1 protein-coding gene is annotated in these 742 nt (G+C 37.5%); it reads right to left on the reverse strand.

Annotated features, from left to right (window positions below; translation table 11 throughout):
• A partial coding sequence (locus AC2D8I_RS16300) for a PorP/SprF family type IX secretion system membrane protein (RefSeq protein WP_484707175.1) occupies positions 1 to 716 on the reverse strand: 716 nt, incomplete at its 3' end.
• Between the last annotated feature and the right edge of the window lie 26 nt (positions 717 to 742).

Raw genomic sequence — 742 nt, forward strand, 5'->3', positions numbered from 1 at the left:
CCTATTTCTACAACGTCATACATAAAAAGGTTTAGGTTTACATCGTAACTTAAAGGGGCATCGAATGCTATTTTAGCTAAGGCGTGTGGTTTTAATTTAAAGTTTTCTGATAAATTAAACACGTATCCTGCTGCGGCAAATACATGCTCACTTTCTGATCCTATTTTATTGCCTTCTATATCTAGGTGTGTGCCATTAAGAATGTTAGGCATTGAGGCTGAAATATAATACTTGTTCGGTTTATAAAAGTAAGCCCCTGTTCCTACATTTAATGTGGTTTCATTAATGTTTTGATTGAAAAAGGGATCGTCTGAGTCTATTAAATCTATACCTAGTAATCCGATATCATGAAAGGTTGCTCCTGCTTTTAATCCAAAGGCTAATTTGGTTGCTCCTAGTGGTAATGTGTAGGAGAAATCTACATAGGCATTGGTCTCGGTTACGGGGCCAATCTCATCACTTATTAAAGAGAATCCTAGTCCTACTTGATTACCTATTGGTGAATGAATGGATAGGGTTCCTGTGCTTGGAGCACCTTCTAAACCAACCCATTGACTTCTGTAAAGCGCGCCTATGGAAACGGTTTCTGTAGACCCCGCGTAAGCAGGGTTTACAACATTCATATTATACATATACTGCGTGTATTGTGGATCTTGTTGGGCATACAGTTGGTACCCTAACAGGAAGATGAAAATGGTATATATTAGTTTTTTCATTGGTCTTGTTTTCTTTTTTAGTAGTT

The organism is Lacinutrix sp. YIN62, assembly GCF_057219185.1.